General features: G+C 34.4%; 15 protein-coding genes. 1 reads left to right on the plus strand and 14 read right to left on the minus strand.

Annotated elements, in window-relative coordinates:
* Positions 1–174: 174 nt before the first annotated feature.
* Positions 175–711 (plus strand): hypothetical protein, encoded by a 537-nt coding sequence (locus ACXAEO_RS12580; protein ID WP_474881434.1) that lies wholly within the window; start codon positions 175–177, stop codon positions 709–711.
* Here ACXAEO_RS12580 and ACXAEO_RS12585 read toward each other — a convergent pair.
* The 14 genes from ACXAEO_RS12585 to ACXAEO_RS12650 all read right to left on the minus strand — a co-directional run bounded on the left by ACXAEO_RS12585 (position 687) and on the right by ACXAEO_RS12650 (position 16,596).
* Complete coding sequence (locus tag ACXAEO_RS12585; protein ID WP_474881437.1) at positions 687–1,418, minus strand: GntR family transcriptional regulator; 732 nt, start codon at positions 1,416–1,418, stop codon at positions 687–689. The genes ACXAEO_RS12580 and ACXAEO_RS12585 overlap by 25 nt on opposite strands.
* A gap of 80 nt (positions 1,419–1,498) precedes the next feature.
* Positions 1,499–2,293: a glucose-6-phosphate isomerase family protein gene (locus tag ACXAEO_RS12590; RefSeq protein WP_474881439.1), complete on the minus strand. Its 795-nt coding sequence runs from the start codon at positions 2,291–2,293 to the stop codon at positions 1,499–1,501.
* A complete protein-coding gene (locus ACXAEO_RS12595; RefSeq protein ID WP_474881441.1) occupies positions 2,281–3,246 on the minus strand; it encodes an ROK family protein in 966 nt (321 codons plus the stop codon). Before ACXAEO_RS12595 ends, ACXAEO_RS12590 begins: the two co-directional genes overlap by 13 nt.
* Positions 3,247–3,400: 154 nt before the next feature.
* A complete protein-coding gene (locus ACXAEO_RS12600; protein ID WP_474881443.1) occupies positions 3,401–4,567 on the minus strand; it encodes a M24 family metallopeptidase in 1,167 nt (388 codons plus the stop codon).
* A gap of 23 nt (positions 4,568–4,590) precedes the next feature.
* Positions 4,591–5,346: an HpcH/HpaI aldolase family protein gene (locus ACXAEO_RS12605; RefSeq protein WP_474881445.1), complete on the minus strand. Its 756-nt coding sequence runs from the start codon at positions 5,344–5,346 to the stop codon at positions 4,591–4,593.
* Between the two features lie 289 nt (positions 5,347–5,635).
* Positions 5,636–6,367 (minus strand): GntR family transcriptional regulator, encoded by a 732-nt coding sequence (locus ACXAEO_RS12610; protein ID WP_474881447.1) that lies wholly within the window; start codon positions 6,365–6,367, stop codon positions 5,636–5,638.
* A gap of 93 nt (positions 6,368–6,460) precedes the next feature.
* Positions 6,461–8,902 carry a glycoside hydrolase family 38 N-terminal domain-containing protein gene (locus ACXAEO_RS12615; protein WP_474881450.1) on the minus strand — a complete coding sequence of 814 codons (2,442 nt, stop codon included), beginning with the start codon at positions 8,900–8,902 and terminating at the stop codon, positions 6,461–6,463.
* 72 nt (positions 8,903–8,974) lie between these two features.
* A complete protein-coding gene (locus ACXAEO_RS12620) occupies positions 8,975–9,808 on the minus strand; it encodes a carbohydrate ABC transporter permease (protein WP_474881452.1) in 834 nt (277 codons plus the stop codon).
* A gap of 20 nt (positions 9,809–9,828) precedes the next feature.
* Complete coding sequence (locus ACXAEO_RS12625) at positions 9,829–10,758, minus strand: carbohydrate ABC transporter permease (RefSeq protein ID WP_474881456.1); 930 nt, start codon at positions 10,756–10,758, stop codon at positions 9,829–9,831.
* A 71-nt stretch (positions 10,759–10,829) separates the two neighbouring features.
* Positions 10,830–12,095, minus strand: coding sequence for an ABC transporter substrate-binding protein (locus tag ACXAEO_RS12630; protein ID WP_474881459.1), 1,266 nt, complete (start codon positions 12,093–12,095; stop codon positions 10,830–10,832).
* Between the two features lie 714 nt (positions 12,096–12,809).
* Positions 12,810–13,589 carry an SDR family NAD(P)-dependent oxidoreductase gene (locus tag ACXAEO_RS12635; protein ID WP_474881461.1) on the minus strand — a complete coding sequence of 260 codons (780 nt, stop codon included), beginning with the start codon at positions 13,587–13,589 and terminating at the stop codon, positions 12,810–12,812.
* A 276-nt stretch (positions 13,590–13,865) separates the two neighbouring features.
* Entirely contained in the window at positions 13,866–14,828 is a 963-nt protein-coding gene (gene manA / locus ACXAEO_RS12640) for a mannose-6-phosphate isomerase, class I (protein WP_474881463.1), read from the minus strand.
* A gap of 167 nt (positions 14,829–14,995) precedes the next feature.
* Entirely contained in the window at positions 14,996–15,802 is an 807-nt protein-coding gene (locus tag ACXAEO_RS12645) for a PTS system mannose/fructose/sorbose family transporter subunit IID (protein WP_474881465.1), read from the minus strand.
* Between the two features lie 2 nt (positions 15,803–15,804).
* Entirely contained in the window at positions 15,805–16,596 is a 792-nt protein-coding gene (locus ACXAEO_RS12650) for a PTS mannose/fructose/sorbose/N-acetylgalactosamine transporter subunit IIC (RefSeq protein WP_474881467.1), read from the minus strand.
* Positions 16,597–16,601 lie beyond the last annotated feature (5 nt).

The following is a 16,601-nucleotide window of genomic DNA, read 5'->3' on the forward strand; positions in this document are numbered from 1 at the left end:
TCTAAGCCATAAGTATACCTTTCTTCCTTCAAATCTGTCATGAAGTGGTGTTCACTCAATTTTTCGTATTATGTGTAATGAAAATAACTTATTCCCTATAAAGAATAATAAGCCATTATATATTTGGAGGGATTAACACTGACAAAGAATTTCCATCTAGACCCAGGCTATATTATGGTACCAGAAGCCAATAAAATCGTTCTACGGATTTTAAATATTCTTGACCAAGAAAACAACAAGTCTCATTATCATAAGATTTTAGTTGGAGCTAAAAAAGGCTTGTTTGGAGGTAAAAAACATAAAAGCAGAATGTACCAAGTACGAAAGGAGGACATTATCCAATATGCGGAAGAGTGTCTTCGAAGAGAGAAATTAAATTTATTTAATTTTGAATTAATCGTGGATACAAAAGAACGGGACAGAACTAACAGTTTACTGAATATTGATAATGACACTGCAAAAAATCTTTATTTATATTTAAAATCTTTGAGATTCCATGAAATTATTTCGAATGAGATTTTTCAACAAGCAAAGGGGGGTGGGAAAATGATTGTTTTTCTTTTTATGCAAGATGGACCGTTTATCAAAACCCGTAATTCCTGGTTTTTTGTAACGGTCCATCTTGCGGGGGTGTCTGAAAAGAGGTGGTTTTCCTCTTTTCAGACACCCCCTCCTTCAAACAAAAACTACTTTCCTTCCATTTCTAAATAAAATTTATACAGCTTAGAATTATAATAAGCTTTCGTATATTCAATCACTTCATCTTGAACGGTATATGATTGTCGCGTTCTCAACATCAGCGGAAGATCCTCTTCAACCTCGAGCTTTTCAGCCAACATGCTCGTTGCAAATGATACCTCAAAGCATTCTTTTACACGCTGAATGTTAATATGATTTTGTGCAAACAGTTCATATAGTGATCCATTCATTTTTAATAATGCTTCATTTAGAAATGTTTTATTGGGTAAATAGGTTTCAAAAACTACAATAGGAACTTTATTAGCAGTTCGAACTCGAGTCAATTTGTATACTTCCGTTCCTTCTATAACTTGTAACTTTTCAGCTACTTGTTTATCAGCCTTTATTAAGGAAACATCTACACTTAAAGTACCCGGTTCGTAACCTCTTTCCTTCATTTCATTTGTAAAACTCTTCACTTTAACCAAATGTTCTTCAAAGAGATTTTGTCCAATAACAATTGTTCCCTTTCCTCGTTGACGCAGTAAATAGCCTTCATTTACTAATTCATTAAGCGCTTGCCGAACAGTTATACGACTAAGATTATATTTTTCTTGTAATTCTTTTTCGGGCTCAATCATTTCTCCAAGCTTATACTCATTTTTCACAATTTTCTCTTTAATAATTTCTTTTAATTGGTAATAAAGTGGGGAAGCCCCTTTCGTAAAATCTAACTCCATTATTGACACTCCATTCAGTGCTTAATTGCCATTTTTTATTATCGCACGTTCACACTAAATAAAAAAGTGTATCAAAGCTGTTAAGGAATAAATGCTTCCCACGCTTCTTTTTTTAAAAATGGTTTTGAAACAAATTGAAACTTGTCTGGGCTACTTTCAAACTGCTGATAAATTGGTATACCTTCCTCAATGTTAAACGTTTTATAGTCGTTAGGGACCTTTTTAATTAAATCCGTATATACATAATTATCATTATGCTCCCACACAATTTCTAACTTCTCATTCAAAATTGGATACCAAGCAAGTCCCTGATGTTTCCTCACTGCCTCATATTCAAAGCCATACTCACGATCACACCACGCACCAAACGTTAATGGAATTTGGGGATTAGCACTAATTGTTGCATGCGCCCACTTAGGAGGAACAATTACAACATCACCAGGTTTAGCATAAACAGCATAACATTTTCCTGGATTATCATTTGCAGATTCTTGCATGTAAATAATAGCTTCTCCTTCCCAAATTTCATAAACCTCCGGTGGAGACCATTCACTGTGAGATGAAATTTTGTGTATATGACCTTGACTGCGAATCGGTTCTTGTCCAATTACCCCAGCAGCATAAGTAACAACTCCAAAGAGAAGCATTCTCTCCTCTAACTCAGTTTTATGTTCTATTTTCCCAACATCCATTGCAATTGTATAAACAATATCAGGACCACTGCTTTTGGGATCTCTTAAGCTTTTCCGAATACTCTCAAGTGTTCGATTCTCAGGCGTTGGACCAAATATACCTTGTTGATAACGAAACCCCATCGGATTTCTTTTTGTTATAACACCTATTCCAGGATTAAAAGAGTCATTTATTTTAAACACTCCCCTTCTTTAGAATGAATCATTTGCTTGACTAAGGCATCCAAACCAAGTAAAACTGATATTTCAGGATTTTCAGCAACGATAAACTTTACTTTCCCCCAAGGTGTCCATGCTTTCCTATAAACTTTATCCATGATTTTGGGCAGTATCGCATCTTTCGATTTCATTAAACCGCCGCTTAATATAATCGTTTCAGGATCATAAGCATGAATAAGATTAACAATTCCTGTGCTCCATTGATCAATTAAATCATCAAGCAGTTCACTGCTGAAACGATCTTCTTGCTGAGAACACTCAATAATTGATTTATAGTCTATCACATCTTTCTGTGTCAACATACTTTTCTCGATTCCATGTCGACTTCTTGAAACTATTGGAAGGGCCCAATTTCCCGCATTTGCCTCAAGGCATCCAACATTTCCACATTTACATTTAAAGCCATTATATGAAGTTGAAATATGACCACCTAAATTACCAGCTTGGTGGTGCTTTCCTCGAAGTAGTTTGTTATTAATATAGACTGCTGTTCCAATTCCTGTGCCGAAAATAACCATAACGGCATCACTTTCACCTTTCGAACTCCCATAGGTCACTTCGCCAATGAGTGCGGACTTAGCATCATTTTCTATTACAATTGGAAGATCAAATACTTCTTTAGCCCATTTTTCAAAAGAAAAATTAGCAGCATCATCATATTTACCAACGGTTCCAATCACTTGCTTTTTATTGAAATCAACAAGTGTCGGTATAGCAATCCCTAAGCCGAAACAATTGTTCAACGTTAAATTTCTTTTCTGCAACAATTCATTCACTGTTTTTTCCAAATCCTTCAGACGAGGAAGCAGTCCTTTATCTGAATAGGATTCGGTAAGGTGAAAGTCAATTAACTTTCCATCCTTCATCAATCCGCTCTTAATATAAGTTCCTCCTAAATCAATTGCAATTGAATACATAAAGTGCACTTCCCACCCTTTGACTGTTTATAAGATCATAGAAGCTTGAATCGTTCATATCATTTTTTTACTTGAGTGACCTTATGAATAATAATATTTATCTAATTATTTTCTATTTTGCTACACTCTAAGTTTTCCCTCTATATTTTTCACATTATTTACTAATCTTATTTTCCGTGATATTTATATTTCGTCCATAATCAGCAAACGCTTCATACCCTTTTTCAGTTACAACCAGCGTGTCCTCAAGTTTCAAAAATCCAATGGAACTAAGCATATGTGTTTCCACAGATATAATCATCCCAGGCGCAAGTGGGACTTCTCCATGTGTTCCGGGATATGGCACCGGTCCTCTGCCAGTTAAACGGGGACCTTCATGAGCGATCATTCCCATTCCATGTGCTACAAACTGAATTCGGTCAGCATAAGGACTTGTTTTTAAGTAATCCTCTGCCGCCTCAAAAATTTCTCTACCAAGACAACCTGGATTAATAACAGCTCGAGTAACATTTTGAACTTCTGAAACAACGCCAAATAATTCTTTCATTTCCTCTGTCGGTTCTCCCATTACACCCGTTCTTGCCATATCACCAAGATAGCCATTATAATATCCAGCAGCATCAAGTGTAAGAATGTCTCCTTCTTCTATTTTCCTTAAAGATGGCGCTCTTCCAAAACTTCTTCCAGTATTAATTAAACAAAAATCAAATTTTAACCCTCGACTTGTTTGTTCTCGCCTTACATTCTCAACCAATTCCTTTTCTGTCATGCCTGGTTGTGCATATTGATATGTAGCCAAAATAGAATCTACAATTCCTTCTGAAGCTTTTCTAATATTGTTTATTTCATCTGGTGTTTTAATAAGACGAAGCTCTTCAAGAATCGTCACACCTTCGACAATATTAAGATAAGGAAGCTCACGTTTTAGTACCAGCAGGGCATTTGCAGGAAGGAATGAATGTTCAACGGCAATTGTCCCTTTTTCAAGTCCTAATGCTCTAATCATTTCAACTGCAGCCATAGCTGAGTCTTCACTTGACCATGAAACATGCTTAATAGCCGGAGTCCAAGCAGGGGTTACATCCTGCTGCCAGCTTTCATTGCCAGCCCCGATATAAAAAGCATTATCTACATTTCCTTTTTGATAGCCTACAACAGGTAAATAGCGTCCAAGACCTAGTGCATCTTGGTTGCTGAAAAAGAAAAATTCATATCCGCCCAGCAAGTAACGGACATTATGCTTAGAAGTCACAAGGATTAGATCTACTCCTTCTTTTTCCATGAGCGTATCAAGTTTTAAATGATTAAATGGAATATTCATATTGATTAAACCCCTTTCAAATTTTAACGACAAGCATGAGTTACTTGTTCAAAGGCATTTAGTATCACAGATGTTGAAGTTACACCAACATAATGAGCTCCGTTTTCAAATGCTTGTTTAGCATCTTCAGCATTCCCCGCTACTGTTCCGATCATAATCTTTTTATCGTTTAGTTTTTTGTACAGCTCACTAACTACTTTTTGAACTTTGGAGTGCTTAGGACCTTCCGCTTTAAAGCCCATATTTACAGATAAATCGGTTGTTCCAATAAACGGGATATCAATTCCTTCTACACTTAAAATATCTTCAATGTTCTCTACTGCTTCCAACGTTTCAATATGAACAATGATCAGAATATTTTCATCTGCAGCGTTAAAAAATTCTATCCCTTTATCTTTTCCAAACCTAGCTGCTCGATGGGAAAAAGCCGCTCCTCTTGTTCCAATTGGAGGAAACTTTGCTTTTTTCACTACCTCCTCCGCATCTTCTTTCCTATTTACCATCGGTACTTGTATTCCCTTTGCCCCTCTATCCAATGCTTTTTGGATACTTGCATGATCATAAGAAACACGTACTATGGGAACAAGATTGACAGATTCCGCCGTACGAATCATGTTTTCTAGTTCTGAATAACTAAACGCACCATGCTCATCGTCAATGACAACAAAATCGAAGCCAGCATAGCCCATCATTTCAACTAAGTTGGGAGAATAAGTTCCGATAAAACTTCCAAGTACCTTTTCACCATTTTCAAGCTTTTTTTTAACTGGGTTTTCCAATGCATTCCCTCCTTCTAACTCTTCATAATAGTCAATTACTTATCTCTTCTACAAAGTAAAAATTACTATGCTAGTTATGACATAATGTCATAACATTAATTGTATATAGATCGATCTAGAAAATTCGACATGACCAAAGAGCGGTCATGCCAAATTTTCTAGCCTTTGAGGACCCATTCAAGTAGTCTGAATAACCATCGTAAATGTTCTTGAATCAAATGAATCTGTGTCGAGTTATTAAGTAGAATATATATAGGATAATTTGTTTTAATTAAATCCTAGTAAACTGTTACTTCCCTTCCAATTCTAAGTAAAATTTATATAACTTAGAATGATAATATGCCTTTGTATATTCAATAACTTCTCCTGAGGAATCATATGATTGTCTTGTTCTTAACATGAGTGGAAATCCTTTTTCTACTTCTAACTTGCGGGATATTTTATTATCAGCAGCACTAACTTCAAAACATTCACTTACATGCTGAATATTAACATTATTTTGTTTTAATAAGAGGTAAAGTGATTCAATTCCCTTTAATTTATCTTTCGAAAATATTTCTTTCTTGGGAAGATACGTTTCAAAAAAAAGAATAGGAATTTTGTTAGCTGTCCGAACACGCTCAACTTTATAAATTTCTTCACCCTCATTAATTTTTAATATTTTTGCTTGAATTAAATTCGCATGTATTAATGAAACATCGATACTTAAAGTTCCTGGATTAAGCCCTCTTTCTCTCATTTCTTCAGTAAAACTCTTAACTTTCACTAAATGCTCTTCGAATAGATTTTGACCTAATACAATTGTTCCTTTGGCACGTTCACGAAGCAAATAGCCTTCTTGTACTAATTCATTCAAAGCTTGTCTAATCGTTATACGACTAAGTTTATACTTATGCTCTAATTCTTTTTCTGTCTCTATTTTTTTACCAACCTCATATTCATTAGAGATAATTTTTTGTTTTATTATTTCTTTTAATTGATAATAAAGGGGTGCGGCTCCCTTTGTATAATCCAATTCCATTTTTCCCCCCCTATTTTCTATAGTTCCATAAAAAAGAATTAAATGAATAACCCTAACCAAAATGGATAATATATCCATTTTACACTGACACTATTATATATTAATAGTGATTAAACCTTCATTTAATATTCGACATTTTTCTATTGCTTCCTCTTTATCATTGAGCTCGGATGAGGTATAAATAAGGTATTCAAATTCATAGAATCCACTTAAATCTACTTTGAAATTTGTTTCCCAAAAATTATTCATTACCCATGAATAGACTGGTTCTTGATTATGATTTACATCATTCTCTTGGCATAGTTCAATTAAATGATGCTTTAAGTCTCCCATTGCAATGAGTGGAGCATCCTTTAGAGCTACTGCTATCCCTTTATTCTTACTTACATACGCTAAGCCGCTTTGTAACAAATAATAATCTTTATTTGTATATGGCAATTGATCAATTCCTGGTCGAATTATACATCCTGTTTTTTCGACATATAATTCTTCAGATTCACCTGTTGTAAATGGTAGAGTAATATATAAATTTTCAGGCTCCCAATAACTTTCTTTATGGATCCTAACCTTTGTCATTATTTTGGCCATATGATGAAATACTTTTAAAGAAACGGAGTAATGCTTTGTTCCCTCTAATTTATAACTAAGCTCTATTATTGTGTAAACTTTACCACTGCTTTTCACTTTAATATCAGTTAATTTTGAGGTGTAACGATCAGTAGATATACTCTTTCGATTTCTCCCCATTAACCTTCTTTCTTCAACAGGATTGGTTTTAATATTTGTACGCTCATAAATCCCAGTAAAGGAACTATATCCGCTCTTATGATTAACTAAATCTTTTTCATCGTATTTATCAATAATACTTTTTATTCCGACTGTCTCATCAAAAACTATTTTGAAAAAAGGGGTCTCTATATAATGATTCGTTACCTTAATATCTCTCGTATCATTAAGCACTCTAATATCAGCTATTCCATCTGTACCACTATAGGCATAGTGCTTAGTTTTACTATGAGTTGACTTCCTTTTTCTGCGAACTCTTAGGATCATTTCTTCATATGGTTCTAACTCCACAAGCACCTCTACTTCTGTAGCACGTGGAACCGTTGCTGTTTGAGACGGAAGAATTTCACCCGTTGTTTCATTAATAACTTCGATAAATTCATCAAAGTTAGTTCCAAAATAAAATTCACCTTCTATATTCTCCCAATTTTCAATGTGAATTTTTGCTGTATCTTTTATCTTTCTTGCATGAGGATTAATAACTTTGTATACTTTATCCCTATCTGGAGCAATAGATACCTCGCCTTTTTGCTCCAGAATCTTATCTAGGTTTCGAGATGCAGCCTCACTTGCTTTTATCGCATATCCTGATTTTCTATGTTCCAAAACATTTACGAGTGATGTCCACGGCTCTAAAACTGATGAGTGGTGCCCCCAAGTATGTTCCGCATACATCATAATATTATCTCTAGCTTGATCAATTAATTTTCTATCTCCTATCTTCTCTTTAGGATCTAATTTAGAACATAGTTGATATTTACGTTGAGCTTCCCTGAAAAGTTTAACAACTAAAGGTGTAGATCCTACTCCATCAGCCCACCAATCATTCCAATCACCTGAATAAGTCGGTATTTTTTCTTCATCTTTTCTCAATACCTCAAAAAATTCATTTAAGGTACTCATTTTAATGTCAATTTTATCACCATGTTTTTCATTCCATTTTTGAATGAAATCCATAATTTGACCACTAGGTGGAGCATTGTCAGTATAAAGGGATGACACCATTACTGGTACATAATCAAAAGAATAACCTTCATCAATTAAGCTTTCTATATAACGGTAAATTCTTTTTTCTGCTACTTCAAATGGTGAGGTGTAAACTTGCTCAGTTAATTCATCACGAACTACATAAGTTCCTCCACCATTTGGAGGTATACATAGGTCATTCCCAAGAAAATAATGATCGCCTAACCATACTAAAATTTTATTTCCTTCTGGTGTCTGCCAGAAAAATGGCGTTTGTTTCTTATTTAATGGAAATAAACCGTGATGGGTATGAATACAAGAAAATAAATTTGTAATTCCATTTTTAAATAATGCATCTGCATAACCCCATGCATATCCATTAATATCTGCCGTCATTGAACTATTGATTTTTTTTCCAAATTGTTCACAGATATTAAGACCTAATCTCATTTTTTCTGTAAGAACCTTTTCATCTATTAACTCCGTTAAATTTAAGTACGTACCTGAAATATCAATTTCACCCGTACTAATATATCTTTTAAATTTCCCAATCATTTCTTCGCTTGCATTTTCTAAAAATTTCTCAACCTGCCAAACATTTTCACACGTCCAACGAAACCCCTGCCACTCTTGCTTTTCACCGCTATGGATGCGATCTAAAATATTAATGGCTTGTTTAATAAAATCTACATGAAACTTTTCAATTTTTTCTTGACGTTCCGTATACCCAATATCCGTGTGCGAGTGATGAATAAGGTATAATTTCATTTTATTTTCCATCATGATTTCTCCTACTTTTAAAATTTTTCTGATAACGACAGATAGTTATTTTCATAAATTGTACAATTTCAACATTTACTTAGTTTGAACGATAAAACCTTGCTCAAAACTTTTATTTAAAGCTAGGAAAATTAATAAAGTTGGAATAGAGGCCAAAAGAGCTGCAAGCAATACTGCAGGTACATTATTTGTTCCAGTTACACCATTTAACATGGATAACGAAGCCATTATAGGTCTCGCTGTTTCTGATTTTGTCAGAGTCATTCCAAATAATAAATCATTCCATACCCAGGTGAATTGAAATAAAAACAATGCTGAAATCGGGGCTTTTCCCATAGGAACATAAATTTTCCTGAATATTGTGAAATTACTAGCTCCGTCCATTTTTGCTGCCTCTATTAATTCCTTTGGTAACGAATAAAAGAAGTTTCTTAATACGAATACACAAAAAGGAATGCATATTGCTGTATAAAAAATCATAAGCCCCATTTTGGTATCATATAATCCTGTTTGAGAATACATACGAAACAGGGGAATTAAGTAGATTTGAAACGGAAAAATTGTCCCACTATAAATTAGCAAAAACCAAAACATTCTCCCTTTAATATCTAAAGCTGAAATAGCGTAAGCTGCTAATGATGCAAACAAAATGGCTAATGATGCAGATACAATCCCATATAAAGCACTATTGATAAAACCACTTTCTAAACTAATCGTCCTAGATAGATATTCAAAGTTTTCAACAATTGAAAAGCTTTTAGGTAAATCCCAAAAATCCCCAATGTTGTATTCTTTTCCTGATTTTACACTATTAAAACCAACAAATAAAAATGGAAACAGCCACATAAATGCCACTAAAGATAACACAATATTTAAAAATGGTGTTTTTCCTACATTTGCTTTATTCATTCTACTCCTTACTCCTCTCCTTACTCCTCTTTTTTGAAAGTGTCTTTTAATGTAAACCACGTGATAAATAAGATAATTATAGAGAGAAAGGTCGCTACTGCTGAGCCATATCCAAGTTTATTGTTAACAAAAGCTTCTTTAAACATGGTAACAGCTAATGTCTCAGACGTACGATATGGTCCACCACCTGTCATAACCCAAATTGCATCAAAAGTTTTAAAGCTGTGAATTAAAGACATCAATAAAACGATTAGCATTGTAGGTTTAATAAGCGGTAATACGACTTGTACATATAAAGTTAATCCACTAGCACCATCTAACTTTGCTGCTTCTATTGGTTCATCTGGCATATTATTTAACCCTACGATAAACAGGATTAAATTAACTCCAATTCCTTGCCACGCTCCTGCAATAATCATAATTACCGTATTAACATAAGGAATATTAAGCCAGTTTGATTGCAAACTTTCAAAGCCTAACAGTCCTAATACTTGAGGAAGACCGTATATTGTTAAAAGTGTCGTAAATATAATCGCACCGATAGTAGGCGAAAGAGCGTGTGGTAAATAAAATATATTTTTGAAGGTAGTTCCAAATCTACTTTTTGTAATAGCAATTGCTAATACCAAGGGAATTGTTACTGAAATGATTAGTCCACCTAAAACCCATATAAGAGTATTTAAGGAAGAAATTAAGAAATTGGGATCTTGAAACATGTTAATATAATTTTGTAAACCAATAAATGTTGCTTTATTCATACCATCCCATTCCGTAAAACTTATAACTAATGAGAATAGGGTTGGATAAATGCAGAAGATAGAAACTAATATTACAGCAGGAATCAAGTAGAAATAAGGAAAAAGTTTCTCTAAGTTATTCGGGGTACTTTTATTCAAGTACATCACTTTGGAACTATCCGTTTTTTTATATATACTTTTTACGTTAGACACCGTATTCCCTCCTCTTAAAGAAGCCTATGAAATCACCGAATTATTCCACAGGCTTCTCAATTAATGAATTCTTAATTAGAAAAAGTCTCTTCTGCTTTCTTCTGAATATTATCTAATGTTTTTTCTAGATTAGCATCATCAGGTTTGAAGAAGAATTTCCATAAATTATCAGTCGCTTCACTTACAATCTCTGATGGTGTAGCTTCGTAATAGCGAATCATTAACGAATAGTCACCACTGTTAGCTAATTCAGTTATTTTCTGACTAGTTTGATTTTTGATCTCTACACCTTCTACAAATCCAACATTCATATGATCAGCATATATTTGTTGTTCTTCTTTTCCATATAGTTCTCTTAATGCTTTAATACCAGCATCTTTTTGTAAACTAGAAGATGAAACAACTATAGGAGAAGCTTCATAGAATATTACAGATTGATCTGAACTATTCATAGGTGGTAAGATGAAGATGCTATAGTCCTTTTCCTCTTTCATTCCATAATCTTCTTCCAAAGCCTTTGTGCGTATTGGTGGCCCATACACCATTGCAACATCGCCATTAGCAAATTGTTTCCCTTCTGTCACGTAATCAACAGGTTCAGCAAAGTACCCCTTATCAAGCATTGATTTCCAGATTTTTAATACTTCTACCACTTGTTTATCATTGTATGGTATCTCCCCGCTAGTTAATCCTGTATATAGTTCTGGATCAAAAGATCCAACCAACTGCTGGAACCATAAAAAGCTTGCCCATGGATCATTTCTTAGGCCGATAGGTGTAACTCCATTTGACTTTAAAATTTCGCAATTTTCCAAAAAGTCATCGAATGTTTGTGGAACTTCTAAATTATACTTATCAAAAATTTCTTTATTATAGAAAATCCCGTTATATAAAATAGCTAAAGGGGCTCCATAGATTTTTCCATTAATTTTAAATGCATCTGCTAACTGTGGATTAACACCAGATTTGGTATAATAGTTTTCCCATTCGCTTGTCAAATCAGCAAGCTGCCCTGTTTCTACTAGACTGTCTAAACGATGTCCGCTCCACCAAGTAAACAACCCTGGTGAATTTTCTTTTCCTAAAGATTGTTGGATAGCTGTTTGATATGCTGTAGCACCTGTATAACCTACAAATTCTAACTTTACATTCGTATCTTTACTGATTGCGTTAGAGATTTCATTAAAAGCAAGTTCATTATCAGCCTTATCAGTAAATAACTCTACTTTTTCACCCTCATCAACAGAAGCGGTTTCATTGTTTCCACCACAAGCCACCGTAAAAACTAATAAAAGTAAAGTCAGTACAAATATCAACATTTTTCTTGAAAAGTTCATCTTTTTCCTCCTCTTATTAATTCATATCATAATAAACATACTTAAATAGGTTTTAAAAATCTTTTTTTAATCAAACTTGATTTCATTCCCTTAAAATAACTTTTAAATACTCTATTTTTTATAAAACTATAGCGCTTTCATTTTTTTCGGAATATCCCCCTCTTCGCCTTCACATTAGACATAATGTTATAACATTATGTCTAATGTGATTATAACCTTGAGTATTAGTGTAGTCAACGAAAAATTCTGATAATTAATTATTTTCTTAATGGAATTTTCTTATAATTTCAACACTAAAACTATTTAAACCATTCTCAAATCCCTTCATTATAATTACTTTCCCAATCACTAATATATCTGCTTGGGTATTAGTTTCTTCTACAGTGATCTTCATATTAGCGTCGTTTGGGATATCTAAGTAAGATATGCTTGTTAGACGATCATCCTGCGAAAGAATACTCTAACACTTTGTCATATGAAAATACATCTTGGTAAACAAACCATTTGTTGGCTCTACTTCGACCAATTCAACAGGAATGCTGTACTGATTCGTCACCATCGTCGATAATACCACAGCTTTTTCTTTTCCACCTAGAAGATTTGAATCGACATAAGTTCCTTCAACCGGCTTTCTGAAACATCTGAACCGATAATAGTGTAATTTTCTTTCGGTTCAATCTCGACGTCCATCGATTCAAGGTCTTTATATAGTTCTTACCAAACGGTCCACCCCCCATCAATTACGATGGTTTGACCTGTCATCATGTTCGACGCATCTGAGGCGAGATAGATAACCGCGCCAAATAAATCTTCTTCCGTTGCTAAGCGGCCTAACGGAATGCGCGATAACACGTCTTGTTTGAACTCTTCGTCTTGAAACATTTTTTCTGTAAAAGGTGTTTCGATAAAAGTCGGTGCAACCGAATTAACTAACACATTATCTTTCGCCCATTCAATCGCCAGCGCTTTCGTCAGCTGGGTTAATCCACCTTTACTTGCACAGTATGCACTGCGAAGATAATAACCGACGAAGGCCATTTGTGAAGACATATTGATGATTTTTCCTTTTTTCTGCTCTTTCATATGCTTGCCGACAGCTTGGCTAAGAAAAAAGACGCTTTTTAAATTAATGTCCAACACCGCATCCCAGTCCTCAACTGTAACGTCTTCGGCTTTTTTCGGGATGTTCACACCGGCATTATTAATTAATACATCGATTGCCCCCATTTCTTCAATAATGTTCTGAACGGCCTGAGGAATTTCTTTCACGTTCGTCAAATCGAGTGCTAATACCATCACTTTCTGCTCATAACCACCCAGTTGCTGAATGGTTTCCTGTACAGCAACAAGCTCGTTCTCATTTCGCCCAATTAATACGATATGGGCTCCATGACTTGCTAGAAAAATGGCTAAAGACTTGCCAATCCCCTTGCTTGCACCTGTTACGACAATGATTTTTTCATTCAATGAAAATAGCTTTTCAACATTTAACATGTTCTTTCCCCTTTAAAGAAAAATAGAAAGCGTCTTTATTTAATTATATGGATCGATTTAGAAAAATTCGACATGATCAAAAAGAGAGTCATGTCGAATTTTTTAAACTTAAGAGGATGACACTCTCCTTGCAGGATTGGCGTCATTCCCTTAGGTAAACCTTTGGATGATTGTTCATGAGGTCTAAAGAACCTCTAGTGAATGCCCTTCTATTAAATAAAGTGGTGCCGAATTATTAATTGAACTGTATATAGAAACAAATTTTATAATGTTAAGTTAGGGATGTGAAACAATAAATACGGCTTGTCCTTTAAAGAAAAGCTCGTCCATTTCTGCAGGAATGATAAAATGATCCCCTTTTTTAAAAGAATAAACTTGATTCTGAGAAGCCACTTCCCCATCCCCTTCTATTACACTAACTAGTAGAAATTCACCTTTATGGGATGCATGGGTATATAAATACTCATTATTTAGTTCCCACTTATATACTGAAAAATATTCACACTGTACAAACTTAGTAATTGTTATTCCTTTTACTCTAGTAATTTTGGATTTAAAACCGGTATCCTTATGAGGAACCGTTAAAACATCTATCCCTTTTTTTAAATGTAACTCTCTAAAATTCCCATTTGAATCTTTTCTATCAAAATCATATATTCTATAAGTAAGATCCGAGCTTTGTTGTGTTTCAAGAATGACTGTGCCTCTCCCGATAGCATGAACTGTACCACTAGGTACAAAAATAAAATCTCCTGGTTTAATTTTTACTTTCCTTAACAATTTATCCCACTGCTTCTTTTCTATTCTTTGCTGCAGCTCTTCTTTAGTTAATGCTGTATGGCCATAAATAATCTCTGCATCTTCGTCACAATCAACAACATACCAACATTCTGTTTTACCTAAGTTTTCATTTTCATATTTTTTTGCATCATCATCATTGGGATGAACTTGAACAGAAAGGTCCATATTGGCATCGATAACCTTCACAAGAAGTGGAAATTCATCCGTTTTAATATCTCCAAATAATTGAACTCGATGTTTGTCCCATAGCTCTCCAAGTGTGCAACCAGCATATTCTCCTTCTCTTACAATACTTTGTCCATGGGGATGAGCAGAAATCCCCCAACATTCGCCTGTTTTATCAGAAGGGATTTCATAACTAAACAGTTCTTTTAATTTAGTTCCTCCCCAAATCCTCTCTTGATATATTGGATTTAAAAATATAGGTTCTTTACTCATTAAATATTCTCTCCCTAAAATAAATAATGTAGATAGATATAAGAGTTTACTTGAGTCAATCGTAATTATTCTGAAAAATAAATCTATTAATCTCTCATTAAAGAAAGAGCAAGATTATATGCCTATACCTTGCTCTTTCGTTTATAATGTCATAATGATATTACATTTCAAAATATGTTTAATAATACACCTGCTACAGAAATGGCGACTAAAATAAGCAGTACCTTTGTTGCACTGTACTTTTTATGAGCGATCAAATGCCAACAAAATAAAACAGCAATAAGAGATAAAAATCCTGGGAAAAAACCATCTAAAGTTTTTTGAAATTCAATAACTTCCTCGCCATTTGGTATTTGTAAAACAGTATTTAATCGAACAAACGATGCCGCAAGTCCACCAATAACAAGGATTCCTAGCACTCCAAACGCATTTCTTAACCTTTCTGAATTTTCGCCTATTAATCCATCAACTGCATTAAATCCTAATTTGTAACCTCTCATATACAAATAATAGGACATTGACAACATTGCTGCTAAGAAACCAATAATGTAAACAAACACACCTAAAACGCTTCCATTTGCTGACATACCCATTCCTATAGTTAATAAAATTGGAATGATAATTCCTTGTACTGTTGAATCACCAATACCAGCCATCGGTCCCATGATTCCCGTTTTAATACTGTGTACCATTTCATCATCAATATTTTTTCCGTTCGCTCTTTCTTCTTCGAGTGAGGCAACTATTCCATTTACAACACTTCCTGTTTGAGGTTCTGTATTATAAAATACTGAATGTCTTTTTAATGCCTCTTTATATTCCTCTGGGTTATCTTTATAAAGCTTTTTAAGAATAGGGATCATAGAATGCGCAAAGCCATGTGCTTCTAGTTTTTCAAAGCTCACAGACGACAAATGATACATTGCCCAATTTCTCCAGCCTTTTCTTAAATCTTTCTTATCTAATTTTTTCATTTCTATATCACCTCATCCTCACTTTCAGTCTGACTTCCAGGCGCAGTGCCAAGATAAATAACATAGGCCATTAAACTTGCTATTACTGTAAGGGCTATCATATTATTGACAATAAAAGCGATAATGACAAAACCAGCTAAGAAAAAGATAAGTTGAAATTTATCTTTGATAAGAAGATTCATTAACAAGGCTATACCAAGTGCAGGAAGTAACCCACCCAACACATTCATTATTTGTGTAACTTCAGCCGGAATAACTGCCAACATCTTTGTAACAAACTCCTGACCAAAATAGACTGCTAGAGCAACTGGGATCACCCGAAGTAGAAAGTTAACAATTTGAGGATATACAGCATTGTTTAATACAATGTTCTTATCATTGCCCTCTTCTGCTGCTATGCTTGCTCTCTTATTCCAGTAGGAATTCGTTACCATCATAAAGTTATGAAGAATCAGACCTAAAGCCCCAATACCAACTGATAGAGTAACCGTAACACCTGGTTCAGCGTTCGCGAGAAGTCCTAGTGCAATCCCCCCATACGCCGCATACGTAATCTCTGAGTTCTGTGTACCTCCAGTAGAAATTGTAGCAATAAAAGCCGCTTGTACTGCTACCCCTAGAATAATTCCGGTTGTAACATCTCCTAAAATTAAGCCGACAATAAACCCTGCTACTAACGGGCGACCAACAACATAGTAGCCGCCTGATACACCCATTAGCCAAGGCGATGAAACTGATCCTAGGTAACAAAAAATACCGATCAGTATTGCTTGAATAAGTAGAACGAAATCCATTTTTT

This window comes from Bacillus sp. ABA4_010 (genome assembly GCF_056159105.1).

Bases quoted from the DNA above. Each gene is read 5' to 3' on its own strand.
- ACXAEO_RS12580 (WP_474881434.1), top strand. From the start codon at position 175: ATGGTACCAGAAGCCAATAAAATCGTTCTACGGATTTTAAATATTCTT.
- ACXAEO_RS12585 (WP_474881437.1), bottom strand. From the start codon at position 1,418: ATGGAGTTAGATTTTACGAAAGGGGCTTCCCCACTTTATTACCAATTA.
- ACXAEO_RS12595 (WP_474881441.1), bottom strand. From the start codon at position 3,246: ATGTATTCAATTGCAATTGATTTAGGAGGAACTTATATTAAGAGCGGA.
- ACXAEO_RS12600 (WP_474881443.1), bottom strand. From the start codon at position 4,567: ATGAATATTCCATTTAATCATTTAAAACTTGATACGCTCATGGAAAAA.
- ACXAEO_RS12610 (WP_474881447.1), bottom strand. From the start codon at position 6,367: ATGGAATTGGATTATACAAAGGGAGCCGCACCCCTTTATTATCAATTA.
- ACXAEO_RS12615 (WP_474881450.1), bottom strand. From the start codon at position 8,902: ATGATGGAAAATAAAATGAAATTATACCTTATTCATCACTCGCACACG.
- ACXAEO_RS12620 (WP_474881452.1), bottom strand. From the start codon at position 9,808: ATGAATAAAGCAAATGTAGGAAAAACACCATTTTTAAATATTGTGTTA.
- ACXAEO_RS12630 (WP_474881459.1), bottom strand. From the start codon at position 12,095: ATGAACTTTTCAAGAAAAATGTTGATATTTGTACTGACTTTACTTTTA.
- ACXAEO_RS12635 (WP_474881461.1), bottom strand. From the start codon at position 13,589: ATGTTAAATGTTGAAAAGCTATTTTCATTGAATGAAAAAATCATTGTC.
- manA (WP_474881463.1), bottom strand. From the start codon at position 14,828: ATGAGTAAAGAACCTATATTTTTAAATCCAATATATCAAGAGAGGATT.
- ACXAEO_RS12645 (WP_474881465.1), bottom strand. From the start codon at position 15,802: ATGAAAAAATTAGATAAGAAAGATTTAAGAAAAGGCTGGAGAAATTGG.
- ACXAEO_RS12650 (WP_474881467.1), bottom strand. From the start codon at position 16,596: ATGGATTTCGTTCTACTTATTCAAGCAATACTGATCGGTATTTTTTGT.